Here is a 23,015-nt window from a genome sequence, read left to right on the forward strand (position 1 = left end):
ATGCCGGCCTTTACTTTTCCACCCCATTTCCATAGCGTTTTATGGTACCTGAAATGAATGGCGAAAACTGGCCTGTCGTGCAGGTGCGTATTGCACGGCCCACTGATCAGTTAGAAAAAGTAACCGCATTTTACGCACAAGGCCTGGGCTTAAAAATACTTGGTTCTTTTGAAGCACACGAAGGTTACAACGGCGTAATGTTAGGTTTACCAGGTTTTCCGTATCACCTCGAATTCACTTCGCATGAGCATGGTAGCCCTTGCCCCGCGCCTACAAAAGATAACTTACTGGTGCTTTACATGCCAGACAGTAATGCAATAAACGCTATCGAAAACCGCTTAAAAAGTATGGGTTATTTTACCGTCACTCCCGAAAATCCATATTGGTTAGCCAAAGGCCTGACTTTCGAAGACCCTGATGGCTGGCGCGTTGTTTTAATGCAAACTCCCGGAATTTCTTAAAAACCGTTTTTCCTAGAATGCTAAGAATGTGGCGAAACAGACGAAAACGCAGCAACACTTTTACACGTCTTTAGTTACTATAAGATTTCACAAAAAAAAATAACACATTTCCATCATTCATAACCGGCCACCCAAACAACAAAACAAGCATCTGTTACAGGACTTATTTCGGGTAACCTATGCTATGGGAGATTAACTTGCTAAAACCGGCTTTTTACCATAAAAATTTCAACTTAAACTTAATTCCAAGGCTTGCGCATTTTTTTGTTTATAAATTCGATTAAAATTGTTAAGCCATGCACTCCTTCACTACTTCCGCTTCTAATAAACCTATGCATCATCCAAACAATGTTTCTTATGAACTGCTTTGTCACAAAGATTACCTGGAAATCTTTATGTCTACAGAAGGAAATTTCTTAAAACTTGTGTGGAGCGGCCTCCCTTCCAAAGAAAAGGTTATGGAAGGCAGCGAACAATTACTGAAGTATGTAGAGCAGTACAAAATTTCGAAATTAATTAACGACGTTTCGAAGGTTGAAGGCCTTTTTACGGAGTCTGTAGAATGGATCATTACCAATTTTGCTCCGCGCCTGAATGCAAGTGGCGTACATAATATTGCCTGGATCTATTCTGAAGATTCCATAAGCCGCTTTTCCGCAGATTCGGTGCTAAGCCGCTCCATTACCGATACGATCGCCATTGTTTTCGACAACCTCGAAAATGCTGAACGCTGGATTCTGGCGGTATAAATATAATAGCGTTTCAAAGCAGGTTACAGGTGCTTTAAAACGCTATGGTTTCTAGATGAAAAAGTAAAACAGTTCCTAATTTCTGGTTTCTGAAAGCTCTTCGAACAAGTTAAATTCGCGGGCTTCTTCGTAAAGCCTTCCTTTATCTATTGGCACTACGCCTACCTGCTCACAAACCAAGCCTCCACCTAAATTTGCCAGACCAGCCAGCAAAGGCAAAGGTATTTGTCGCGCCAGACACAAAGCCGCAATGCTCACTACCGTATCGCCGGCCCCCGAAACATCGGAAATAGAACGAACATGCGCGTCGATGTAGGTTTTGGTTTCGCCATCGGTACAAAATACGCCACGCTCTGACAAGGTTATTAAAATATTGCCCGCCTGAAGTTTATGCTGCAACGTTTCGGCAGCCTGTTCAAAAGCTTCAAGGTTTGCTTCGGCAAATTCTACTTTTAAACCTTCCTTCAGCTCTTTTAAATTTGGTTTGAACAAACTCACACCCACGTAACTCAGAAAATTCTTCTTCTTCGGATCTACTACCGTCGGAATATTCATTTTCTGCGCCGCGGCAATTAATTTCTGAATAACCGAAGCGGTTAGAACGCCTTTGTCATAATCTTCAAAAATAACGACATCGCACTTTTTGAGCAGTTTTTCATACCGTTCCAGCAAATGCCGTTCTTCAAATTTAGTCAGTTCCGTTTCATGTTCCGAATCGATGCGGAGTAATTGCTGATTGCCGGCAATAATGCGTTGTTTGGTAGTGGTTACCCGTTCCACGCTTTTTACAATGCCTTCGGTAGAAAGCTGTTTTTCTTCGAGCAAGCGTTCAAAATCAGCCCCTTCCAAATCGTCGCCGATTACAGAACAAAGTAATGGTTTAGCACCCATGCCCTGCACATTCAGCGCCACATTGGCAGCGCCACCCAAACGCTTTTCGGTTTTAACAACATTCACGATTGGCACCGGTGCTTCCGGCGAAAGCCGCGATGATTTCCCCCACAAATACGAATCGATCATCACATCGCCCACGATCAGTACCGTAAGGTCATCGAAGGAATCGAAAAGTTCTTTCAGACTGTTCAAAACAATAATTTAAGCTAATTTAGCGAGGCTGGTTTTAATGCGTTTCATGGCCTCGGTCAGTTTTTCATCGGAAGCGGCAAACGAGAAACGGATGCACTGCGATGCTCCAAACGCATCACCGCTAACTAGTGCTACGTTAGCATCGTTCAGCAAAAACATACTCAGATCCATCGAATCGTTGATCTGATAATCTTCCCACGATTTACCGAAAAAGGCGCTTACGTCAGGGAAAATATAGAAAGCACCTTCCGGTACATACGTCTTAATTTCCGGAATTTCTTTCAGCAGGTCCAGTACCAGGTCACGGCGGCGTTTGTAAGCTTCTGTCATCATTTCCGCAGATTCTTTGCCACCCTTCAGCGCACCCACGGCCGCTTTCTGAGCAATAGAACAAGTTCCGGAAGTGATCTGGCTTTGCATTTTATCGCAGGCATCAGCAATTTCTTTGCTTGCAGCCAGGTAACCTACGCGCCAGCCGGTCATGGCATAGCCTTTCGAGAAACCGTTTACCGTAATTACGCGGTCTTTAATAAAATCGAAACCAGCCATGCTGTGGTGCTTGCCACTGAAATTGATGTATTCGTAAATTTCGTCGGCAATAATGTGCACCTGCGGATGTTTTTCCAGAATGCGCGCAAAAGCTTCCAGTTCTTCTTTCGTGAAAACGGAACCGGTCGGGTTGCAAGGCGAAGAATACATTACCAGCTTGGTATTGGATGTAATCGCGTCTTCGAGTTGCTGGGCCGTAACTTTATAATTGTTCTCGATCTTCCCAACTACCTGCACCGGAATGCCTTCAGCCAGTTTCACAATTTCCTCATAACTAACCCAATAAGGCGAAAAGATCAGCACTTCGTCACCAGGGTTTACCAGGCACATTACCGCATTAGCAATGGCTTGCTTGGCGCCGGTAGAAACTACAATGTTTTCAGGTTTGTAATCGAGGTTGTTGTCGCGTTTCAGCTTATCGGCAATGGCCTGGCGCAGTTCCGGGTAACCGGCTACGGGCGTATAAAACGTAAAACCATCGTCAATAGCCTGTTTGGCGGCATCTTTAATATATTGCGGAGTCTGAAAATCGGGTTCGCCGAAACTCAGGTTTATAACATCTATACCTTTGGCTACCAATTCGCGCGCTTTTTTAGCCATGGCAATGGTCTGCGATTCGGAAAGGGAAACAATGCGGTCGGACAAAACGCCGCTTACAGTTTCTGTTAACTGCATAATTCAAGTAAATTTAAGGGAGCCAAAAATAAGGATATTTCCCGAGAATCAACAATGTTCTCTTGGTTTAAAACAAGGCCAATAAACGCGTAAGAAAACGGTAGGGTTTTGGCACTAAAAACTAATAGTCCTTATTCCGGCCTAACTTCCTGAAAGCCTTGAGTAAAATCTCCAGATCCATGAGCGGCGAATATTCCTTCGCATACAAAATCTCCAGGCGTTCCACCGTCGCTTCATCCAGGTTATTATCTGCAAACCGGTCCGCCGGCGACAGCACAACTTCCCGTTTCTGCAATGCACCTTTGCCCGTATGTTTCAAACCAACCCACTGCTTATTTCCGAAAAGCACCCCGAAACAATTCTTCAGAAAACCGCCTTTCTTTTTCACAAACGGTAGCAAAACGGGGCTTAAAACCAGAAACCCCACGCTAAGGAAAAACTCCAGTAAACGCTTGGCGCGACGGTTCGTTTTCTTGTCCAGGTTCAGGTCGATCTGCATGGTATAATAATCGCCCTGACTGGTTTTGGAAGAACTACCAATAATGTATTCGCTGGCTTCCGGCAGAATTTTAAACTCGATCTCCTTATCAGAAACTTGCGCCATCAGGCTTATTATTTCACTGGTTCCCAAATCTTTGCCGCAGAAAATTAGTTCGTTTACGCCGTAGATCTGGATTATTTCGTTCAGTTGCCGCAGTTCGCCCAGGAAATCACCGGCGCTGCGTTCCGCATTGTCGTCGGAAATAAACCCAAGAATGGTTGCATCGATGCGCGCTTCTTTCAGGAGCTTAATTACCCGGCGGCTTTCCGCTTCAGAACCCACAATGGCAATGCGTTTCTGCTGAGCTTTCCCCATTTGCAGGTTTTTATATTTCAGGAAATGCACCAGCAACCGTCTTCCGACAATGGCCGCAACAGCCCAAACCCCACCCAAAACGATCAACGCTTTAGAAAACCGGTACGCATCGAAGAAATTGGATATAGCCGAAATGAGAATGGTACCAATAAAAATACCCCAAACCACTTTGGAAGCCCGGAAAGGTTTATCGTAAGCGCCGCTGAAATACGCCGAAAAAAGCCAGATAAAAATGTAAACCGGCACGGCTACCAGCATAAATTCCGGCGGATAATCGGTGGGCACCCATTTGTGGTTCTCTTCCCAGTAATTTTTCAGGAAAAACATGCCCACGAAAATGATCACCGCATCCAATAAAACCGGCAGCGCCGCCTTGAAAAAGCGCATGGCAATGGCGGCGCCGGCGCGCAAATAAATGGCCAGATTGATCAGGAACGAAAAAACACCCGCATTACCGCTGCTGAAATGCTTCTTAGCAAAAATGATCATGGCGCGGTAAAACACGAATACATAGTTTACGCTGGTGCGCTTTGTGCTTTCGCCTTTGTAATGTATGATGCGCGTTTCCGGGAAATAGTAATTCTTGTAGCCGCCCTGCGTAATTCTATAGGAAAGATCGATGTCTTCGCCGTACATGAAATAATCTTCGTCCAGCAACCCGACTTTATCCAGCGTGGTTTTCCGCATCAGCATGAACGCTCCGCTCAACACATCAACTTCGTGAATCTGATCGTTATCGAGGAACCCTAAATGGTAGCGCCCGAACCGTTTCGACTTCGGAAATAATTTCGAAAGCCCGAAGATCTTGTAAAAAGCTACCCACGGCGTAGGCAATCCGCGCTTGCTTTCCGGCAGGAATTCGCCTTTACCGTCCAGCATTTTCACGCCCAAACCACCAGCCTCCGGGTGTTCGTCCATAAACCGACAAACCTTCACGAAAGTATCTTCCTCCACCACCGTATCGGGGTTCAGGAGCAATACATATTCCGCATTGCTTTCCCGGATAGCCTGGTTATTGGCTTTACTGAAACCGGTGTTCACCTTATTGGCGATCAGCTTCACCTCCGGGAATTTCTCCCGCACCATTTCCACCGAACCATCTACCGAATTATTATCGACTACCCACACTTCCGCATCCAGGTGCTGCACCGCTTTGCGCACGGAAAGCAGCGCCTGCTCCAGGAAGTAGCAAACGTTGTAGTTAACAATTATTACGGCAAGCTTTTTCAAACGGGGAACTCGGGGAAATCAAAGAAGCAAATATGGAGATTTTTTCTGAGGGTTTGGTAATTAAGATTTGAATACGCTTTTACCAAAAGTTATTTCTGCGCGTTCTATTCCTAGCTTATCAAGCCTGATTTTCGTTGAATTAATATTCTGATGATTAAATAGCAAAATCAACCTTTCCCAATTATCCCGAATTAAAGCTGCCTGTTCTTCTAAATCCAGTCGCTTCATAATGATTTGCCTTTTAGCGAACTGACCTATTTTCAAATTTTCATCCTTTTCTAATAATAGAAGGGAGTTAACTAAATCAGCATCGAAGAAATTCTCTTCATTTGATGCACTAATATTTAAATTCAAAAGACTTTTATCATTAACTAATTGAAGTTTTAATGAATCATTTTTAAAACTCAATAATGCCCCCATACCTTCAGAATATGTATCATAGATCTGAAATCAATAATCATCAAAAATCTTTTGAAAATATTTATTGAAAGCTTCTTCAAGTGCAGACAGAAAACTCATTATCAACAAGGCTACTTAATTTGAGTAAATATCAGTATTTAATGTAAAACGCTATCCTTTTCCCCTAAAAAACTAAAAGCTGCCTTTTGGGGGCAGCTTTCAAAGATATAAAACCGGTAGAGTTTTAAGCGAAAAAAGTCTAAGAGCGGCCATAATTACTCCGCTCCACAATACTCCGACCCAGCGTAATTTCATCAATATATTCCAGCTCGCCGCCAACCGGTACACCACGGGCAATACTTGTGATCTTCAGGTTGAAATCTTTGAGCTTGCGGGTAATGTAGAAAGAAGTGGTATCACCTTCAATGGTCGGGCTGAGGGCTAGGATAACTTCTTTTATTTCCGAATTCGGGATGCGCTCCAGCAGGGAATTAATGGTCAGATCGCTTGGCCCAATGCCTTCGATGGGGGAAATAACGCCACCCAGCACGTGGTACACCCCTTTGAACTGCGATGTATTCTCGATCGCCATCACATCACGAATATCCGAAACCACGCACACAAGGCTGTGGTCGCGGCCGGGATTGCCGCAGATACTGCAGGTTTCCGAATCGGAGATGTTGTGACAGGTTTTGCAATAGGTGATCAGCGTCCGCATTTTCAGCAGCGCGTCGGCCATGCCTACGGTTTGTTCCGTTTCGGTTTTTAACAAATGTAAAGCCAGTCGCAAAGCCGTTTTCCGCCCGATTCCCGGGAGTTTGGCCAGCTCTTCAACAGCATTTTCTATTAACTTGGAAGGAAAATTCATCCAGCAGATTAAAATTTAAACTACATCGGCGGAAATGCCGCGGTCGTGAATGGCGGTGCACATGCCTGCTAAGGCTTCGAATTCGCCCATTTTCACCACGCATTTGCCTTTGTAATGAATGAGCAGCGTGCACTGTTCGGCCTGCTCCGGCGTGTGGTTGCACACGTCTATCAGGGTTTCGATCACGTGGTCGAAGGTGTTTACGTCGTCGTTGTAAACCACAAGGTTACGCACTTCAGTTATTTCTTCGAGAAGAAGAACGTCCTCTTCGTATAAGGTTTCGGTAGCTGTGTTCATCTTACAAAATTACGAAAAAACTACGGACTTTTCCAAGGCAAATCTTCCGCCGCCGCGCCACCCTGGCCGGCTTTTAAGAACAAACGGAAAGGGGTGAGAATTCCTTTTGGGTGAGGTTTATTTTAAGGAAATTCAGCTTCATTTTGAAAGCTCGGCATCCATTTATTATGTCTACCATGACAATCTGCTAGAACTATTTGCGATTTTAAATCCGATGCAAATCCATCCAAATCTGGAAATAAATTACCCTGACGGATTCCTAAAAAATAAAGGGCTTGTCTTATTTCTTTAGCAACCTCTTGAGAAAAAATTATTTTTTCAATTATTTCTAATTCAAATTGTTTCTCATAACCAATTTGAAACTCCTCGGTAGGATCGGGTTGCACGGAGAAAAGCCCAGATTGACCGGAAACTCTTTCACTTATGTGAGGAGGATAAAAAAATCCATGTTGTTTATATTCAAATGGATTAGGAAAATCATCTGTATCAATATATTCACAAAAATGAATTGCATAAATTGCTCCACCATTCAAACAACATTCTTTAAGTTCACCGTCGCCTTCAAATTCAGGTTTTGTTGAAAAAAACGCCGCAACTAAAGGACTTGTTGTCCAATCTAAAAGTCTAGTAGGTAGACCGTGGTGTTGAGCAAGGGTTAACCATTCCCAATTATCATTTGGATGATGCTTTAATTGCCCAAATGAACGAAGTTTGAATTTATTTAAAAGTTCTTCTTCATTGAGCCTAAAATCAATATAATCTTCTTTAAACTTCTTTAGCCTCCCAACTGATGGTATAAGTTTATGATTTTGTCCATCAGGAACACCCCTAAATACCCAATGGCCACAATTATAGGATTTAGTAACTCTTTCAACTAATTCAAGAAAGGAATTTATTTCAATAATATCCATGAGAGCAAATAGGTTCTTATATGATAGCCAATAATTCAACACAATATATAAAACATTTCGCCCGAAACCGCACATCCCGTACAGCAAATCGGTAATTGAAAACTTCGTATCTTCGCCCAATCGGGCTGCGGCTGACTTTTTTGACCCAAACCCTACCGTTTTTAAATATTTAACTCCTTGAAAATGCTTCACTCTTTAAAAAAACGCCGCATTTCGGCGTTGCTGCTGTTGCTAAGCGCCTGGTTGTACGTACAGCCGCTGGCCGCACAGAACAAAATGCTCACCATGGAAGATGCTCATATCAACCGGGCATTAATTCCTACCAACCTGAAACAACTAAGCTGGATCCCGAATTCCGACGATTACGCTTACCTGAAAGCCGACGACAAAAAGGATAAACTTGTTCGTGGCACAGCCGGTAAAAAGAAAGAAAACGACATCCTGAAACTCGACAATTTCAGCGATGCGATGGTGAAAGCAGGCGCCGAAAAACAGAACGGTTTCCCGATGATCCAGTGGCGCGACAAGAACAATTTCGTGGTAACGGTAAAGGGCAAACTGTATAATTTCGACGTAAAGAAAAAGCAGGCCAGCCTGGTTACCAGCATCGACGATGCGGCGGAAAACGGTGAACTGGACCCTACCAAGCAGAAAATTGCCTATACCAAAGCCAATAACCTGTACATTTCGCAGAAAGGTGCGCAGGATGTGGCCGTAACCAACGAAACGATGCTGAATATTGTGAGCGGACAAACCTATCACCGTTCCGAATTCGGCATTCATAAAGGTACGTTTTGGTCGCCAAAAGGTAATTTGCTGGCGTTCTCGCGCGTGGATGAAAGCATGGTAACCGATTACCCGATCCTGGAGATCAACAACGTGCCGGCTACGGTACGCAATATCAAATACCCGATGGCGGGAGGCAAAAGTCATCACGCAACCATCGGCGTTTACAACCTGGCCAGCAAGCAAACGGTTTTCCTGAAAACCGGCGAACCGCTGGAGCAATACCTGACCAACGTAACCTGGAGCCCCGACGAAAAATCGATCTACATTGCCGTAGTGAACCGCGAACAGAACCACATGAAACTGAACCAGTACGATGTGGCTTCGGGCAATTTTGTAAAGACGCTGTTCGAAGAGAAAAACGAGAAATACGTGGAGCCGGAAAACGGCCTGTATTTCCTACCAAAAGATGCAAGTAAATTCCTGTGGCTGAGCGAGCGCGATGGCTGGAATCACCTGTACCTGTACGACACGAACGGCCAGTTAATTCGCCAGGTAACCAAAGGCAACTGGATGGTAACCGACGTACTAGGCTTCGATAAAAGCGGCCGTGTAATTTACCGCAGCACCGCCGAAAGTCCGCTGGAACGCCACGTTTATGCGGCTAATGTAAATTCCGGCGCTGTTGAACGCATTTCGCAGGGTTCCGGTACGCACAACGCTACACTTAGCGACAATGGCAATTTTGTTATCGATAACTACAGCAGCTCTATCGTGCCACGTACCGTTCGCATTATTGGCACCGATGCCAAAGTAAAAAATACGCTGCTGGTTGCTGAAAATCCGCTGAAGGAATATGCGTTGGGCGAAACCAAAATATTCCCGATCAAAGCCGAAGACGGAACCGATCTGTATTGCCGCATGATCACGCCGCCGAACTTCGATAAGAATAAAAAATACCCGGCAGTGGTTTACATTTACGGCGGTCCGCACGCGCAGTTAATCACTGAAAGCTGGCTGGGTGGTTCTAATTTGTGGATGCAGCTGATGGCGCAAAAAGGCTACGTAGTTTTCACGATAGATACGCGCGGCTCGGCAGGCAGAGGTTTTGCGTTTGAATCGGCTGTTCACCGTCAGTTAGGTACCCTGGAAATGCAGGACGTAATTACGGGTACCAATTACCTGAAAAATCAGCCGTTCGTAGATGCGAACCGCGTAGGTATTCACGGCTGGAGCTTCGGTGGTTTTATGACTACTTCTTTAATGACGCGCACTCCGGATGTGTTTAAAGTGGGCGTGGCCGGCGGTCCGGTTATCGACTGGAACCTGTACGAAGTAATGTACACCGAACGATATATGGATACCCCGCAGGAAAACCCGGAAGGCTACAAAACCAACGCCCTTTACCAATACATTCCAAACCTGAAAGGCCGCTTGCTGATGATCCACGGAACGGTGGATGATGTGGTAGTTTGGCAGCACAGCATTAGCTATGTGAAGAAAGCCGTAGATGCCGGCAAGCAGATCGATTATTTCATGTACCCGGGCCACCCGCATAACGTGCTTGGCAAAGACCGCGTGCATTTAATGAACAAGGTTACGCAGTATTTCGATGATTTTCTGCTGAATGCTGCACCGGCGGTGAATTAATCTGTAGCAATTCCGTCAGCTAAAGCAGACGGCAATGAATTTTGAAAATAGTATTTGTAGCATCCGTAGCGTAGGTTTTAAACCCTTTGCTACGGATGCTACTTTTTTTTGCATTTTGTATAGCGTTTATCAGGTCATTCCGAGCCTAAGCCGAGGGAACTTATCAAGCCACATTGCTGGAATTGACCCTATAAGTTTCCTCGACTTCGCTCGGAATGACATGTTAAAGATTGGCAAGAAAATGCCTCCGGTAGAACGTGCCAAACCTGTTAGGTCTTCGAGACCTAACAGGTTTTACTCTGCCACAGACAACGGTAAGCATCAGCTGTCATCCCAACTTTTAGAAATTTCTATCAAAATTTTCCACACTCGGAATGACGCAAAAAGTTTTGTTTATCGTTGCTCAAAATGACGCAAGATGCTGTAAAATCTCGCCTATCAGTAAATATAAAATCCTACTTTTCTGAACTCCGTAAGAGTTAGCACCATTTAAATGCTGTATTTATGGAAAAGCGCCTGTTAACCGAAGCGGAAATAAACCTGATCGAAAGATTATTGAAAGATAAACCGGAAGCAGAAAAGCTGATACCGCAACTGCGAACTGTGATGATAGAAGAACTTCCGGATGGTGGGATGGGCAGTTTACGGTTTGCCGGAAGCGATGCGCCGGAACGGAAACTCGGAAAGGAAATTGCTGCACAAGTTGGTCACGATGTAGATAAAGTTCCTATCACAGTTTCGCTGCGATTAGATAATTTCGGAGATCTGTACGAACTTGATTTCTGGAAAGTGAACTTCTCTCCAATTCAGCAACTTCCCGAATTCAAATAAACCCAATTTTCAAAGCTACCTTTGCAAATTCATTTGCACATTACCACATTATAAAATCAGCACATTAACACATGCCCGTTCCCAGCGCCGAATTCAAAAAAGCTATTAAGCAACTGACCGACAAGGAAAAAGAAGCCCTGCTTTTAAAAGCCGTGCGGCGCGATGCGGAGCTGTATGACATTGTAGCATTTGAGCTGCTGGAAATTCCGGTGGAACAGCTGGTGGAAGAAACATCGGAGAAAATTCATGATCTGATGTATGGCGTAACCGGCCGCAGCCTGAGCAAAAGTTTAACCCGAAACCTTCGGAAAAGCATCAAGGAAATTGCCCGTTTCAAGCGCATTACCAAAGATGTAAAAGGCGAAGTGGACCTGCACATATTTTTGCTGCGCCTCATTTTCCAGAATTTCACGGGCCAGTTCGATAGTTTTTACAAGAGTTTCTATACTGCTACGGCGCGTCTGGTTTTAAAAACGATACAGCTTATCAAGAAAAAACTCGATGAGGATTATTTTATTGAATACGAAGATGAACTGAACGAATATTTGGAAGTGCTCCACAACCGCAAAAAACCGCTGGCCTTTGTTCTTCCGCAGACATTTGAAGAAGTGAAATAAAAACGATAGGGTTTTGGAGTGAAAAACCCAATTCCAATTTAAAGAATCAGATAACGTAAAATCAGAAAATGTATATCAGACAATGTAGAGACAAGGCATTGCCTTGTCTCTACGCCTACCCCAGGTTGTCGGAATATTATTTAATACCTGATTTGCAGAAATATATATTCGTTTAAAACCAAATTCCATTTAACTCTTTATCAGATCAATCAACTAAAATAAGGTTAAATCAGTGGTTAAAAAACAAAAAGCCCCGGAAAATTTCCGGGGCTTTTCTGTGTGAGAGCAGATTAGTACTCAGGGTTGGAAATGGTAAAAGCTAAATCATCATCTTTCTCATAGCTATGACTTTCCCATTTCCGGAAGTTTTTTTCTTTAATTAGTTAGCAACTACGTTGAAGTTCAGTGTGAAATCATCGTCGATCGCTTTGTCGCCGATTGAATCGAAGAATGATTTAGAAGCGTATTTCACGTCGTATTTAGAACGGTCTACAGTGGCCATGCCTTTGGCAGTAGCTTTGTTGCCTTCTACTTTAATTTCAGCCGGGAACGTAACTGGTTTGGTGATGCCTTTAATAGTCAGGTCGCCGGTTACGTTGTAGTTGTTCTGGCCTGGTTTTGCACCTTTAATAGCAGCTACGTTGGTAATTTTGAAAGTAGCTTTAGGGAATTTATCTACGCCAAAGAAATCGTCGTTTTTCAGGTGACCAACCAGTTTGCCGTTGTATTCCGGATCGGTGATATCGGTAACGGTGATCGAGTTCATGTCAATATCGAAAGTACCGCCAACCAGTTTGTTTTTAGCTACCAGCAGGTTACCGTTCGCAATGTTGATGTTACCAGTGTGTTCACCGGCAACTTTTTTACCATTCCAAACAATTTTGCTGGCGCTGGTATTCACTTTTAAAGTCTTGTCGGCTTTAACGGTTTTCTCAGATTTTGCTTTGGTTTTGTCTATAGTAGAACCGGCAAAAGCTGGAGCGAAAACTACGGCCGAAGCTAAAGCTGCTGATAAGATTAACTTTTTCATTTTATTTGGGTTTGGGTTTATTTTAAATTTTATTTTTATCAATTCAGAATTTTTCAAAAGCGCTTCGCAAAAATCAGTCCCGGATTTTATCGAGCAAGCGGTTCAGTTCTTGCGCTTCCTGTTCGGTTAAATTTTGCAAACCGATCTGCTGTTTTTCCATGGCCACATCCATTTTTTTAAGCAGTTCCAGGCCTGCATCGGTAATTAAAATATCTACCGAACGGCGGTCGTTGGGGCATTGCTTGCGGGTGGCCAGACCTTTGGCTTCCAGTTTATCCATGATCCGGGAAACGTTGCTGGTCTTATCGAGCATGCGTTCCATGAGCAGGTTCACGGTGGCCGGTTTCGGGTGCTGACCGCGCAAAATGCGCAGCACGTTAAACTGCGGCAATGTAATTCCGAACGGTTTAAAGACAGCGGTCTGTTTTACGCTCAGAAAATTTGCCGTGTACAGAATATTGATCTGCGCTTTATGGCCTTCGCTTTTAAAACTCTTCTGCTGAATTTCGTCTTCTATTTTCATAAGCTGCATTTCTTTCTTCAGCATTTACCTTGCAAATATATGTACATACATTAAATGTACAAACATTAGTTCCGGAAATTTTGAAAAATATTTTTAGAATGGATAAATCCTAAACACTGAACTGGATTAAAAAATTGCTTATGTAACCGAATAAGGCACTTTTCAGGCTCAAAACCCTATCGTTTTTCTTTCTGAAAGTGCTGAGAAAATTAGCGCAAATAAAGTATTCCCTTTTCTTCTCGCATAATTTTGAACGGTTCGTCTTTCACAATTAAGAAGCCATCGAGGTCGGCGGTTTGGGCCAGGCGGCTTAGTTGCATGGCGCTCCAAATGCCCAGACTCGTTTCAACCATGCACCCGATCATCGTTTTCAAACCGAAATTGGCCGCATCTTCCAGAATGCGTTTGCCATTCAAATAACCGCCGGCTTTCATCAGTTTCATGTTTACGCCGTGAAATTGCTGTTTCAGACTTTCAAAATCAGGATCATGCAGCACACTTTCATCGGCATAAATATCATAGGGCGACTTTTTCTTCAGGTAAGCATAGCCTTTTTCTTCGGTTGCCGGCATAGGCTGTTCAATGAACATAATATTGTAAGGCCGTAGTTTTTCGAGGAAAATCAATAGCGTTTCCGGTTCGTTCCAGGCTTCGTTGGCATCAATTAATAATGGCCCGGGGAAATTTTGGGAAACCTGCTGCACCAGATCCAGACCACTTTCGTGGTTAACTTTCACTTTTAAAGCCTGGAAACGGGTTAAATTATTCCTCGAAATGAAGTCCGCAATTTTTTCAGGCTCCATAATAGGCAGTGAGAACGTAGTAGCCAAAGGTTGGGGTTCGGCCACGCCCAGAAAATCAGGAACGGTTAAGTTTTGCCGCTGACAAATAAAATGAATGTACGCCGATTCTACTGCGAAACGCAAAGCATTGGCCGGTTTATACGTTTCCAGCAAAGCCAAAAGATCTTCCAGCGATTTTACATTTGCTAATCCACCGGCAATAAGTTCTCCAAATTCCAGGATCAGTTTTTCAGGCGTTTCGTGGTAGCGAATGTTGGGCGCTGCTTCGCCAATGCCCGTATGTTGCCCGTCGGAAACGCGCACGAAAAGGTTAATTTTGGTTTCGGAGGTGTTGCGGGCAATTTTCCAGACGTAGTTCAGTTCCAGCGCCAGCGCTTCAATGTGCCAGTTCAGCATTGTTTTTCTTGAATTTTTGAGCCTTTACGGCAAGCGCCCAAGTTCCGGTAATTTCCTTCCGTTTCAAAATTTTAAAACCTGAAAACCGGCCAATCTGGCAAGGCTTCTGTCTCCCGCCCTCGCATAGAAGAAAAATAATCGTTACTTTTAAGGCTGAATTGATTTTTTTACGGCCTTTTTTTCCGCTTCCCCGGACTTTTTGTGCCCAAACCATACCGTTTTTCCTGAATGCAAGCATCTAAAAGCAAATTAATAGGCTTAGCCGCTTTTATTGCCTTAACTGTGGCAGCCATTTTTACCGTTTTAAATCTTTACAACATCATTGCCGTTCCTGAAGTAGTTGCAACTGGTTTACGCTGGGTTGCCATTGCTGTATTGGTGGCCTATGCTTTCGTTCGCAAAAACCTGACTACCTGGATCTTAGTAAGCATGGTTATTGGTGCCGAGATCGGGAACGATTTCCCGGAAATTGCCATGCACCTCAATATTTTCAGCAAGGTCTTCCTGAAAATGATCAAAACTATTATCGCGCCGCTCATTTTTGCTACGCTGGTAGTTGGTATTGCCGGTCATTCAGACATGAAACAGGTGGGTAAAATGGGCATTAAAGCGCTAATCTACTTCGAAGTAGTTACCACCATTGCGCTGTTTATTGGTCTGGCAGCCATTAATCTTTCCCAAGCCGGCAAAGGCATTGTACTGAAAGGCGCCGCCGATCACGGCGAAATTGTAGCGCCGCCCAAACAAACTATTGCTGATATTATTCTGCACGTTTTCCCCGAAAATATTGCCAAATCCATTGCCGAAGGACAGGTATTGCAGATCGTAATTTTCAGCGTGATCTTCGGTTTTGCCCTGGCCATGTTGAGCGCCGAAAAACGCAAACCCATGCTGAATTTTGCCGAAAGCCTAGCCGAAACCATGTTCAAATTCACGAACATTATTATGTATCTGGCGCCGGTTGCAGTTGGTGCTGCCATTGCTTATACCGTTGGACACATGGGTTTCGGCATCCTGGTGAACCTGTTCAAACTGCTGCTCACGCTTTACGTGGCTTTAATTGCCTTTATTTTGCTGGTACTTTTCCCGGCCGCGTTATTGTTCCGCATTCCAATTAAGCGTTTCCTGAAAGCCGTTGCCGAACCGATCTCCATTGCCTTTGCCACCACTTCTTCGGAAGCTGCTTTGCCCCGCGCCATGGAAGCCATGGAAGCGATTGGCGTGCCGCGAAAAACGGTTGCCTTTGTAATGCCTATGGGCTATAGTTTTAACCTGGACGGAACTACGCTTTATCTTTCCTTAGCTTCCGTTTTCGTGGCGCAGGCTGCCGGCATAGATATGAGCTGGGGCGAACAATTACTGATGGTTTTCACACTGATGCTAACTTCCAAAGGCGTTGCCGGCGTACCAAGAGCATCTTTGGTAATTCTTTTAGGCACTGCGGCATCTTTCAATTTACCGGTAGAACCGATCTTCATTATCTTGGGAATTGATGAACTGATGGATATGGCCCGCACCTCCGTAAACGTATTAGGAAACTGCCTGGCCACCGCCGTAATTGCCCGCTGGGAAGGCGAATTCCAGGATAATCCGGCTTTAGATTATATGGAACTGGAAGAAGTTGTGAAGTAAAAAACGCTATCAATTTCCACTTAAAAAGTATGAAGCCCGGTTCAGCACGAATCGGGCTTTCTTTTTGCCTAAATCCAGATCCGCGCAGAAACGTCTTTTTCAACCAGTTCCCGTAAAAGCAAAAACGGTATGAAACCAGCCACTAAAACTGCTTTTCAAGATGGAAAACTTTGTAATTCCCGAAACCCAGACCCAGAATTTAACCAATTATGCCGGTTTCTGGCGCCGCTTTGCCGCACTTCTTATCGATATGCTGATCCTTTCGGTTCCGGTATATTTTCTGGCAACCTGGTTCAGCGATAACCCAACCCAAGAAATAAATCCCACTTCCACCGAAGCCATCGAATACCAGTATTTCAACATTTACAACGCCACCAGTTTCCTGATCAACTGGCTTTACTTTTCACTGTTCGAAAGTTCTGCCAAGCAAGCAACTTTGGGTAAACAGGCCATGGGCATTTACGTGTGCCGAATAGACGGAACCCGCCTCACCTTTTTGCGGGCTACATTGCGGTATTTCAGCAAAATTATTTCCGGCGTTACGCTGCTAATCGGGTATATTATGGCGGCTTTTACCAAGCGCAAGCAGGCTTTACACGATCTGATCGCCGATACGCTTGTACTCCGGAAATAGTATCGTTTTTTAACCCAAAAGTCAGGGCAACTGTTTCTTTCCGGCTTCGTTAATTCAGACAGACGGCTGTTTGCGCCGTTTTCTGCCCCTGAATTTTATGACCGATCCGAACACCCAGACTTTAGAGCCCGGCATTGAAACTTTTCCGTTTAAGACGGTGCTGAGTTTTTTACCCATTATTGAATACTGGCGCGCCAAAACCAACGAACCCAGCAAAGCCCTATCGCTGGTAGCCCGCCAGATTGCCAAAGAACTGAAAGACGCACCCGAATTACTGGAACCCATCGAAGATTTTGCGGTGCTTGAACACCATTATGAACTGGTAGCACAACTTATGTCGGCCGTTTTTCCGGCCGCTACCTTCGAAACCGAAACCATGGGCGCCATTACGCCTTTGCAGGATTTCAGTTTTTACTTTTCGCCGAAATTTTCGGAAATAATTCTTACCAACGACCACGAGCTGAAGCAGCCGCTGAACATGGATACCAAAACCATGCATTATTACCTCACGCGGCTCACCTACATGCTTATTCTCGAAAAATTCTACCACATACCGCAGCCGCCCCGCGAGCCGCTTATTTACACCATTCCCGATTACAAAACCGGGCTTTACCGCCATTACAACATCGAACTGAATTCCAGTTTCCTGAAAATTCAGCATTTAGGCGATAACCTGGAAATTACCCAGGAAACCATTCAGCACCTCTACGACAACATCAACAACATGGACATGTGGATGGAAGTGCTGCCGCCGGAGCAATTTACGCTGGAAGGTTTTTACGTAATGAAACTCGTGGATGTAACCGATCAGGAAGTGCTATCTTCCCTGAAATATGATCTGCTGCAAACCGACGTAATGCTGGCCGCCGACCGTTTTGAACAATTGCAGGAGAAGATCCGGGTGCTTTTTAAACGCCCGAATCTGCAATTAGGCGTAACCGCTTTTCATAAGAACCGCAATACGTTTGTTAACTTCGGAAATAAAATAAACCACAGTTTCCTGGTTCAGAATATAAAAGACAGTAATTTTTCGCGCGAATTCCGGGCCATGTACCGCCAGCTGATCCAGGAAAATAAACCTTTGGTGGTAAAAGATGTAGCTTCTTCTAACCTGCCGGAAAAAATAAAAAAAGAAATTCTGCGGCTGGGCATCAACAACATTATTCTGGTGCTGCTCTGCTTCCACAACGAATCTATCGGCATTCTGGAACTGGGCTCGCCAAATTCCAACGACCTCGATAATTTTTCGCTGAGCAAAGTAGAGCAATTTATGCCGCTTTTTTCGGTGGCCGTAAAACGCAACGCCGAAGAAATTGAGAACCGCGTACAAGCTATCATCAAGGAACGGTTTACGGCAATTCATCCGGTTCTGGAATGGCGTTTTAAAGAAGCGGCGCTCAACCTTTTGGAGCAAAACGAAAGCGGCAAACAAGCCGAAATGGAACCGATCATTTTTCCGGAAGTGTACCCGCTTTACGGCGTTTCCGATATTCGTGGCTCTTCAACCGAACGCAACAATGCCATTCAGGAAGACCTGCTCGAACATTTGCAACTAGCCGAAAACGTACTAAAAAAAGCCCAGGAGTTTCATGATTTGCCTATTCTGGATGAACTGAAATTCTTCATTTCCAAAAACCTGGAAAAGCTTCAACACGGTTTACTTTCAGAAGATGAAGTAAGTATTTTCGATTCCATAAAAACCGAAGTAGAGCCGCTTTTTGAATACCTCGAAACCCTGAATCCGGAGCTAAAACCGGTAATAAATGCGTATTGGGAAGCCATGGACCCAAAACTTGGCATTTTATACAAGCGCCGAAAAAGTTTCGAAGAAAGCCTTACCACCCTGAACGATGCCATTTCCGACCTGCTTGATGAGGAAGAAGAAAAGGCACAGGGCATGTTTCCTCATTATTTCCAGAAGTACAAAACCGATGGCGTGGAACACAACATTTACATTGGCGAATCTCTGGTAGACGGCATTCCGTTCGACCCGATCATTCTGAAAAACATGCGCCTCTGGCAGCTGATGATGATGTGCAAAGTGTCGAAAAAAACGGCTTTACTGAAAGAAGATCTGCAGGTTTCGCTCGATACCACGCACCTGATCCTCATTCACGCGCAACCGCTTTCCATCCGCTTCCGGCTCGATGAGCGGCAATTCGACGTAGACGGGGCGTACAATATCCGCTACGAGATCATTAAAAAACGGATTGATAAAGCCAACATCATTAATTCCGACGAACGCCTTACGCAGCCCGGGAAAATCGCGATCGTTTATTCGCAGGCGAAAGAAGCAACCGAATACCTGGAATACATCGATTATCTGCAGAATAAAGGCATTCTGGAAGAAGAGATCGAAAACGTTGAAATTGAAGAATTACAGGGCGTAAAAGGCTTGCAGGCTTTGCGGGTAAAAGTAAAATTGTAGCTTTTATTTTTAACTAAAACGCTATGGTTTCAGGCTGAAAAACTGCCTGTAAAAATTCTGACCTGAATTTCTAAAAGGTCCTTGCCCGGCGAATTTTACGAATTTCGTTGAGCCGGCGGCGGCGTTCGCGCAGGTAAAAATAACGCTCCAGCTGGCGCACTAAAATTACCGACAGCGCTACCCAGAACAAACCCGCAGTAAGACCGGCAATTACATCCGTGGCATAATGCACATTCAGGTAGACACGACTGATTGTAATTAACAATTGCCAGATCAACAAGGAGATACAAATCAAAACCCGAAGCCATTTATTTCTGATATTTACCCAGCACAGATAAATGAGAATACCGTAAAAAGCACCACCGATCATAGCGTGTCCGCTCGGGAAACTAAAGCCGCTCTGGTGGTAAAAAGCAGTTTCGGGGCGCAGCCGGCCAAAGTTATTTTTTAAATATTGGTTCAGCAGGAAACTGCCAATCGTAGCACTTAAGATCTGCGCAGAAAACCACCGCCATTTCTTAAAGAACAGAAAAAAAACCACAAGCGTGGGCGGTACCGAGATCAGAAAAAGTTTGGAGGCGAAATAAGTAATGAACTGCATCAGTTCGGTTCTGGAAGGAGAACTATGCGTAGCGAGCCAGGCAAAAGCGGCTTTATCAAAACCATCGTCCTTATCAAGAAAAATCTCTTTGGTGAGGAAGAAAAATATACCGAAGCAGGAAATAAAAATGCCAAGCAATACCAGCGCTTCCAGGGTAAAAAAAGTCCAGAAAGTGAGTTGTTTTTTCTTTTCTTGCTGCATAAGCGGATCTAAAATTGCGGCTTGCCCCGGCCTCATTTAACCGGCTTTCCGGCGAAAAAGTTATGCAACGAGATTAAAAAACGGTAGGGTTTTAAACGAAAAAAGCCCCGGGGTTAGCCGGGGCTTTTCAGAAAGATGCTTCGCGCATCGTGCACACGGGGAGACTCGAACTCCCACGGGACAACTCCCACAGGCTTCTGAGACCTGCACGTCTACCAGTTCCGCCACGTATGCAGAAGTAGACTACTAACCGGTCTGGGAAACCCTTTTCGATTTAGTGATGCAAAGGTAGAAGGAAATTTCAGAAAAACCACACCGGCTTCAAAAAAAATTATTCAACTTTTACGGCCGCATCTTCCACGATCGGGTTCAGGTTGCGTTTAGAATAACGTTCCAGTCTTCGTAAGCCGTAAACACCTAATATAACCCACAGAAAACCAGCCGAAAAGCCCGCTATTACATCGGTAGCGTAATGCACGTGCAGATAAACCCGGCTGCAACCGATCAGTAAAATAGTTAAAATAAAAAATCCGGTAAGCAAATAATGTAAGGCGCGTTTCTGGATATTATGCCACGAAAGGTAGATCAGCAAGCCGTAAAACGAAGCGCTCACCATAGAATGCCCGCTCGGAAAACTTAAACCCGAAGCTTCTACCAAATGCGGAATGATAGGCCTTTCGCGGTGAAAGAAAAATTTGGTGATGAGGTTAAGCGAAATACTGCCCACCGCAATTACCGGCACTTTCACCGAATACCAGCGGTGCTTTTTAATGAAAAGGAAATAAATAATAAGTGAAATAGCCGCTCCGGTTATAAACGGCGCATCGCCCAGAAACGACATAAAGATCATGAAATCGGTAAGCGCCGGCGAATTGATTCGATCCATAAAATCGAAAGCTGCCTGATCGAACATGACGTCGCCGCCCCCCCTTATCTTGGAAGCCAGGAACAGGAACATGATGACGCTGGCAATAAAAAGAGCCAGGACCAAAAATAATTCTAAGGTAAAGAGCGCAAACATGGCCACCAGGCGCACCCAGGCCCGTTCAATAATTTTCCGCATAGTTTAAAAACGGTAGTGTTTGAAGCTTAAAAAGTAAAACCTGTGCATTAAAGTAAAGAAATTTCCGCTAAAGCCCGGCTATGCCAGCCCAAACTTCCGTAAAATTAGTTTTTCAGAAAATTATGAAACATTACGCCCGTTTGTTCGTCGCGGTTCCGTTGCCACATTCCTTAACCGAAGAACTTGCTACATATCTGCCAGTATACGAAAAACCCGGAGTCCGCATTATTCCGGAAGAGAACTGGCATTTAACCATACATTTTATCGGCAACATACCTAAAACGCAGGTTGCTGAAATTGCAGAAAAACTAAAAATTCTGGCGCCGGAACTGGAAACTTTTGAACTGAAACTGCTGCGCGTTGCTCCCGGCCCCAACGCCAAAATGCCGCGTTTGATCTGGGCGGAATTTGCCGAAAACAAGGCTTTTGAAAAAATGGTACGCAGCGTTACTTTCGCTTTGGGCGCTAAAATGGATCATCAACACCCGATTGCGCACATTACGCTCGCGCGGTTTGCCAAAGATATCCGGCCACCCAAAATGCCACAAACGCCCGCTAAAGAAAACAAGCCATTTCCGGTAAATGAAATCTCGCTCTGGGAATCGGAATTGCGGCAGCCGCACCCGCGCTACACCATTTTAGAACGCTATGCTTTAGGCAGCAAAAACCCGGAAACCCAAAACAATTAAGGCTGAAAAACGGTATGCAAAACCGGTAAAAAACTCCTGCTTCATGAACACCTCCGATATAACCCGCATCGTACGCAAGATCCAGACCAGCAAACTGACCATTGCCTTTGCCGAAAGTGCCACCGCCGGGATGCTCGCTTCCGAAATTGTGAAAGCCAAAGGCACCGGCACCACGTTTTTAGGCAGCATTGTAACCTACAACGAAAGCGTAAAACAAACTTTGCTGGGCGTAAAAAAGAAAACCCTGGAACTTTATACCGCCGAAAGTCAGCAGGTTACAAACGAGATGGTTATGGGTTTGCACAAACTTTTAAAAGCCGACATCTGCATAGCCGTAACCGGATTGGCCGAAACGGGCGCTTCCGAAACCGATAATAAACCCGTAGGAACCGTATTCTTTTCCATGTTTTACAAAGATAAGATCGAAGAGTTTCGGGAAGTTTTTGAGGGAACTTCTGAAAGTGTGCGAAAGCAGGCCACCGAATTCATATTCACCAAAATGGAAGAAATTTACGACCGGCATTTTTAAGTCGCCAGCAAACGGCAATGAAATTGAACAGGATTTTTGCAGATAAAAGAAAAAACCACCCCCAACCCCTCCTTGAAAAGGAGGGGAGCTTTTCTTCCCTACGAATTCACGCATATCGCCAGCGCAGCGCCTCTGAAAATCACGTTATCAGAAAGCTAAATTAAAAGAAAGCCAGCTACGAAGGCAACTGACACCAGTTTCTGCGTGCGCGGCCTCCTATTCATACGGTGCCTTTAGGCAGGCCGTAAGGCCAGTTTGAATAGAAGACGCGAACGCAGAAACGAAGCCCGCCCAGCTTGAGGGAAGAAGTTTAATTAATAATTAAAAATTAATAATTAAGAATTGAAGTTGGCTATAAAAACGGTATCCTTCGTAGCCCAAAAACTGCTGACCGCCGACGAGGTTCTTCAGAGCTCCGCTCGCAATCTTCGCGCTCCCTCGCTCAATTGTGCTCAGAAACTGTTTTAAAAGTGAATTATCGGGATAAAAAAAGTACCCACTTTGGTTAAGAAAGTTATTCGACCAACTATTCAAAACCTCGGTGAGTACCCATCAAAAGAAAGAAAAACGGAAGAGATATC

22 protein-coding genes and 1 tRNA gene are annotated in these 23,015 nt (G+C 44.6%); 10 read left to right on the plus strand and 13 right to left on the minus strand.

Annotation, left to right across the window (positions count from 1 at the left end; all coding sequences use genetic code 11):
• Positions 1-41: 41 nt before the first annotated feature.
• Together ACFPIB_RS15800 and ACFPIB_RS15805 are read left to right on the plus strand one after the other, a co-directional pair.
• Positions 42-461 (plus strand): VOC family protein, encoded by a 420-nt coding sequence (locus tag ACFPIB_RS15800; RefSeq protein WP_378018439.1) that lies wholly within the window; start codon positions 42-44, stop codon positions 459-461.
• 332 nt (positions 462-793) lie between these two features.
• Positions 794-1,210 carry a hypothetical protein gene (locus ACFPIB_RS15805; protein ID WP_378018440.1) on the plus strand — a complete coding sequence of 139 codons (417 nt, stop codon included), beginning with the start codon at positions 794-796 and terminating at the stop codon, positions 1,208-1,210.
• Between the two features lie 75 nt (positions 1,211-1,285).
• Here ACFPIB_RS15805 and ACFPIB_RS15810 read toward each other — a convergent pair whose 3' ends face one another.
• The 7 genes from ACFPIB_RS15810 to ACFPIB_RS15840 form a co-directional block, all read right to left on the minus strand.
• Entirely contained in the window at positions 1,286-2,296 is a 1,011-nt protein-coding gene (locus ACFPIB_RS15810) for a bifunctional heptose 7-phosphate kinase/heptose 1-phosphate adenyltransferase (protein WP_378018441.1), read from the minus strand.
• Between the two features lie 9 nt (positions 2,297-2,305).
• On the minus strand, positions 2,306-3,520 hold the full coding sequence (locus ACFPIB_RS15815) for a pyridoxal phosphate-dependent aminotransferase (protein WP_378018442.1): 1,215 nt from the start codon (positions 3,518-3,520) through the stop codon (positions 2,306-2,308).
• Between the two features lie 121 nt (positions 3,521-3,641).
• Positions 3,642-5,606 (minus strand): glycosyltransferase, encoded by a 1,965-nt coding sequence (locus ACFPIB_RS15820; protein ID WP_378018443.1) that lies wholly within the window; start codon positions 5,604-5,606, stop codon positions 3,642-3,644.
• 60 nt (positions 5,607-5,666) lie between these two features.
• Positions 5,667-6,026 (minus strand): hypothetical protein, encoded by a 360-nt coding sequence (locus ACFPIB_RS15825; RefSeq protein WP_378018444.1) that lies wholly within the window; start codon positions 6,024-6,026, stop codon positions 5,667-5,669.
• A gap of 238 nt (positions 6,027-6,264) precedes the next feature.
• Positions 6,265-6,873 (minus strand): recombination mediator RecR, encoded by a 609-nt coding sequence (gene recR, locus ACFPIB_RS15830; protein WP_378018445.1) that lies wholly within the window; start codon positions 6,871-6,873, stop codon positions 6,265-6,267.
• Positions 6,874-6,888: 15 nt separating this feature from the next.
• Positions 6,889-7,170 carry an ATP-dependent Clp protease adaptor ClpS gene (locus ACFPIB_RS15835; RefSeq protein ID WP_378018446.1) on the minus strand — a complete coding sequence of 94 codons (282 nt, stop codon included), beginning with the start codon at positions 7,168-7,170 and terminating at the stop codon, positions 6,889-6,891.
• A 122-nt stretch (positions 7,171-7,292) separates the two neighbouring features.
• A complete protein-coding gene (locus ACFPIB_RS15840) occupies positions 7,293-8,081 on the minus strand; it encodes an FRG domain-containing protein (RefSeq protein WP_378018447.1) in 789 nt (262 codons plus the stop codon).
• A gap of 183 nt (positions 8,082-8,264) precedes the next feature.
• On the opposite strand from ACFPIB_RS15840, the gene ACFPIB_RS15845 reads away from it, so the two are divergent.
• From ACFPIB_RS15845 to ACFPIB_RS15855, 3 genes are all read left to right on the plus strand, one after another.
• On the plus strand, positions 8,265-10,457 hold the full coding sequence (locus ACFPIB_RS15845; protein WP_378018448.1) for a S9 family peptidase: 2,193 nt from the start codon (positions 8,265-8,267) through the stop codon (positions 10,455-10,457).
• 504 nt (positions 10,458-10,961) lie between these two features.
• Entirely contained in the window at positions 10,962-11,288 is a 327-nt protein-coding gene (locus ACFPIB_RS15850) for a DUF6984 family protein (protein ID WP_378018449.1), read from the plus strand.
• 71 nt (positions 11,289-11,359) lie between these two features.
• Positions 11,360-11,905: a hypothetical protein gene (locus tag ACFPIB_RS15855; protein ID WP_378018450.1), complete on the plus strand. Its 546-nt coding sequence runs from the start codon at positions 11,360-11,362 to the stop codon at positions 11,903-11,905.
• A gap of 379 nt (positions 11,906-12,284) precedes the next feature.
• On the opposite strand, the gene ACFPIB_RS15860 is transcribed toward ACFPIB_RS15855, so the two are convergent.
• The 3 genes from ACFPIB_RS15860 to ACFPIB_RS15870 all read right to left on the minus strand — a co-directional run bounded on the left by ACFPIB_RS15860 (position 12,285) and on the right by ACFPIB_RS15870 (position 14,657).
• The gene (locus tag ACFPIB_RS15860; protein ID WP_378018451.1) at positions 12,285-12,935 is read right to left on the minus strand and encodes a YceI family protein; all 651 of its coding nucleotides are present in this window, start codon (positions 12,933-12,935) and stop codon (positions 12,285-12,287) included.
• A gap of 73 nt (positions 12,936-13,008) precedes the next feature.
• A complete protein-coding gene (locus tag ACFPIB_RS15865) occupies positions 13,009-13,458 on the minus strand; it encodes a MarR family winged helix-turn-helix transcriptional regulator (protein ID WP_378018452.1) in 450 nt (149 codons plus the stop codon).
• A gap of 209 nt (positions 13,459-13,667) precedes the next feature.
• Positions 13,668-14,657: a dipeptide epimerase gene (locus tag ACFPIB_RS15870; protein ID WP_378018453.1), complete on the minus strand. Its 990-nt coding sequence runs from the start codon at positions 14,655-14,657 to the stop codon at positions 13,668-13,670.
• A 228-nt stretch (positions 14,658-14,885) separates the two neighbouring features.
• On the opposite strand from ACFPIB_RS15870, the gene ACFPIB_RS15875 reads away from it, so the two are divergent.
• The 3 genes from ACFPIB_RS15875 (at position 14,886) to ACFPIB_RS15885 (ending at position 19,351) form a co-directional block, all read left to right on the plus strand.
• Positions 14,886-16,289 (plus strand): dicarboxylate/amino acid:cation symporter, encoded by a 1,404-nt coding sequence (locus tag ACFPIB_RS15875; protein WP_378018454.1) that lies wholly within the window; start codon positions 14,886-14,888, stop codon positions 16,287-16,289.
• Between the two features lie 160 nt (positions 16,290-16,449).
• On the plus strand, positions 16,450-16,923 hold the full coding sequence (locus ACFPIB_RS15880) for an RDD family protein (RefSeq protein WP_378018455.1): 474 nt from the start codon (positions 16,450-16,452) through the stop codon (positions 16,921-16,923).
• 97 nt (positions 16,924-17,020) lie between these two features.
• Positions 17,021-19,351 (plus strand): GAF domain-containing protein, encoded by a 2,331-nt coding sequence (locus ACFPIB_RS15885; protein ID WP_378018456.1) that lies wholly within the window; start codon positions 17,021-17,023, stop codon positions 19,349-19,351.
• A 70-nt stretch (positions 19,352-19,421) separates the two neighbouring features.
• Here the strand turns inward: ACFPIB_RS15885 and ACFPIB_RS15890 are convergent, their stop codons facing one another.
• The 3 genes from ACFPIB_RS15890 to ACFPIB_RS15900 form a co-directional block, all read right to left on the minus strand.
• The gene (locus tag ACFPIB_RS15890) at positions 19,422-20,153 is read right to left on the minus strand and encodes a phosphatase PAP2 family protein (RefSeq protein WP_378018457.1); all 732 of its coding nucleotides are present in this window, start codon (positions 20,151-20,153) and stop codon (positions 19,422-19,424) included.
• A 150-nt stretch (positions 20,154-20,303) separates the two neighbouring features.
• Positions 20,304-20,387, minus strand: a tRNA-Leu gene (locus ACFPIB_RS15895).
• Positions 20,388-20,484: 97 nt separating this feature from the next.
• Positions 20,485-21,216, minus strand: coding sequence for a phosphatase PAP2 family protein (locus ACFPIB_RS15900; RefSeq protein ID WP_378018458.1), 732 nt, complete (start codon positions 21,214-21,216; stop codon positions 20,485-20,487).
• A gap of 122 nt (positions 21,217-21,338) precedes the next feature.
• On the opposite strand from ACFPIB_RS15900, the gene thpR reads away from it, so the two are divergent.
• On the plus strand, positions 21,339-21,905 hold the full coding sequence (gene thpR / locus ACFPIB_RS15905) for an RNA 2',3'-cyclic phosphodiesterase (RefSeq protein ID WP_378018459.1): 567 nt from the start codon (positions 21,339-21,341) through the stop codon (positions 21,903-21,905).
• 43 nt (positions 21,906-21,948) lie between these two features.
• Positions 21,949-22,434, plus strand: a complete 486-nt coding sequence (locus tag ACFPIB_RS15910) for a CinA family protein (protein WP_378018460.1) — start codon at positions 21,949-21,951, stop codon at positions 22,432-22,434.
• Positions 22,435-23,015 lie beyond the last annotated feature (581 nt).

The sequence above is a fragment of the Adhaeribacter terreus genome (genome assembly GCF_042657365.1).
GTDB classification, from domain to species: Bacteria; Bacteroidota; Bacteroidia; order Cytophagales; family Hymenobacteraceae; genus Adhaeribacter_A; species Adhaeribacter_A terreus.

Bases quoted from the DNA above. Each gene is read 5' to 3' on its own strand.
- ACFPIB_RS15865 (WP_378018452.1), bottom strand. From the start codon at position 13,458: ATGAAAATAGAAGACGAAATTCAGCAGAAGAGTTTTAAAAGCGAAGGC.
- ACFPIB_RS15870 (WP_378018453.1), bottom strand. From the start codon at position 14,657: ATGCTGAACTGGCACATTGAAGCGCTGGCGCTGGAACTGAACTACGTC.
- ACFPIB_RS15900 (WP_378018458.1), bottom strand. From the start codon at position 21,216: ATGCGGAAAATTATTGAACGGGCCTGGGTGCGCCTGGTGGCCATGTTT.
- ACFPIB_RS15800 (WP_378018439.1), top strand. From the start codon at position 42: ATGGTACCTGAAATGAATGGCGAAAACTGGCCTGTCGTGCAGGTGCGT.
- ACFPIB_RS15875 (WP_378018454.1), top strand. From the start codon at position 14,886: ATGCAAGCATCTAAAAGCAAATTAATAGGCTTAGCCGCTTTTATTGCC.
- ACFPIB_RS15850 (WP_378018449.1), top strand. From the start codon at position 10,962: ATGGAAAAGCGCCTGTTAACCGAAGCGGAAATAAACCTGATCGAAAGA.
- ACFPIB_RS15805 (WP_378018440.1), top strand. From the start codon at position 794: ATGCATCATCCAAACAATGTTTCTTATGAACTGCTTTGTCACAAAGAT.
- ACFPIB_RS15910 (WP_378018460.1), top strand. From the start codon at position 21,949: ATGAACACCTCCGATATAACCCGCATCGTACGCAAGATCCAGACCAGC.
- recR (WP_378018445.1), bottom strand. From the start codon at position 6,873: ATGAATTTTCCTTCCAAGTTAATAGAAAATGCTGTTGAAGAGCTGGCC.
- ACFPIB_RS15840 (WP_378018447.1), bottom strand. From the start codon at position 8,081: ATGGATATTATTGAAATAAATTCCTTTCTTGAATTAGTTGAAAGAGTT.
- ACFPIB_RS15880 (WP_378018455.1), top strand. From the start codon at position 16,450: ATGGAAAACTTTGTAATTCCCGAAACCCAGACCCAGAATTTAACCAAT.
- ACFPIB_RS15815 (WP_378018442.1), bottom strand. From the start codon at position 3,520: ATGCAGTTAACAGAAACTGTAAGCGGCGTTTTGTCCGACCGCATTGTT.
- thpR (WP_378018459.1), top strand. From the start codon at position 21,339: ATGAAACATTACGCCCGTTTGTTCGTCGCGGTTCCGTTGCCACATTCC.
- ACFPIB_RS15855 (WP_378018450.1), top strand. From the start codon at position 11,360: ATGCCCGTTCCCAGCGCCGAATTCAAAAAAGCTATTAAGCAACTGACC.
- ACFPIB_RS15835 (WP_378018446.1), bottom strand. From the start codon at position 7,170: ATGAACACAGCTACCGAAACCTTATACGAAGAGGACGTTCTTCTTCTC.
- ACFPIB_RS15860 (WP_378018451.1), bottom strand. From the start codon at position 12,935: ATGAAAAAGTTAATCTTATCAGCAGCTTTAGCTTCGGCCGTAGTTTTC.
- ACFPIB_RS15890 (WP_378018457.1), bottom strand. From the start codon at position 20,153: ATGCAGCAAGAAAAGAAAAAACAACTCACTTTCTGGACTTTTTTTACC.
- ACFPIB_RS15845 (WP_378018448.1), top strand. From the start codon at position 8,265: ATGCTTCACTCTTTAAAAAAACGCCGCATTTCGGCGTTGCTGCTGTTG.
- ACFPIB_RS15885 (WP_378018456.1), top strand. From the start codon at position 17,021: ATGACCGATCCGAACACCCAGACTTTAGAGCCCGGCATTGAAACTTTT.
- ACFPIB_RS15825 (WP_378018444.1), bottom strand. From the start codon at position 6,026: ATGGGGGCATTATTGAGTTTTAAAAATGATTCATTAAAACTTCAATTA.